This window comes from Mesorhizobium sp. M1428, assembly GCF_040317515.1.
In the GTDB taxonomy this organism is placed as follows: Bacteria; Pseudomonadota; Alphaproteobacteria; order Rhizobiales; family Rhizobiaceae; genus Mesorhizobium.
On sequence record NZ_JAMYKT010000076.1, the window covers coordinates 1 to 586 of the forward strand.

1 protein-coding gene and 1 pseudogene are annotated in these 586 nt (G+C 62.1%); both read right to left on the minus strand.

Annotation, left to right across the window (positions count from 1 at the left end):
- Positions 1 to 98, minus strand: a pseudogene (locus NKG60_RS32380) (recombinase family protein); the annotation flags it as partial.
- The coding region (locus tag NKG60_RS32185) for a hypothetical protein (RefSeq protein WP_352976699.1) at positions 95 to 586 on the minus strand (492 nt) is incomplete at its 5' end. The gene NKG60_RS32185 and the pseudogene NKG60_RS32380, both read right to left, overlap by 4 nt.

The following is a 586-nucleotide window of genomic DNA, read 5'->3' on the forward strand; positions in this document are numbered from 1 at the left end:
TCAAGGTTGAGCTGGACCTGCGCCTGAGTGGACTGACGCACATAGACGACAGCCTTGCGCTTGAGGACGGCAGTCGGAATCAGATTACCGCTCGTCATCGCAGCTCTCCTCCTCCGTTGCCACACCGGCGGCGGCCATCAATACGTTGGCGAGCCGGGCGATCACTATGGTCCGTTGCGCTGAACTCAGCCCGTTCAGCTTCTGCGAGTCGAGCGGCAAGCTGAGTTGGCGAACGACCACGAGAGATCGTGTCGGTGGTGGCAGGGTTCTCATGTTGCGCCTCCGCGATGGTGAAACCATCCGGACAGCCTCGCCGGAAACGGCGTTCGATCAAGAGCTTGTGAAGCTCAAGCAGCGCGGCAAGCGATACGCGCGGGGAGCCCAGGTCCATCGCCGCGCAAGCCACGGGATCGATCATCCAGGCCGGAGCGGTAATGACATGCCCGGGCGCGACGACGAGATGAATGATCCGGCCGTTGGCGCGCTCTTCGCTGTTCTCGCAGCGAAGCCGATGTCCGAAATACGGGTGCCAACGGTAATGGACCTCGACCTCCTGCCCAACATGGGCAGAATGACCCCGAGATGG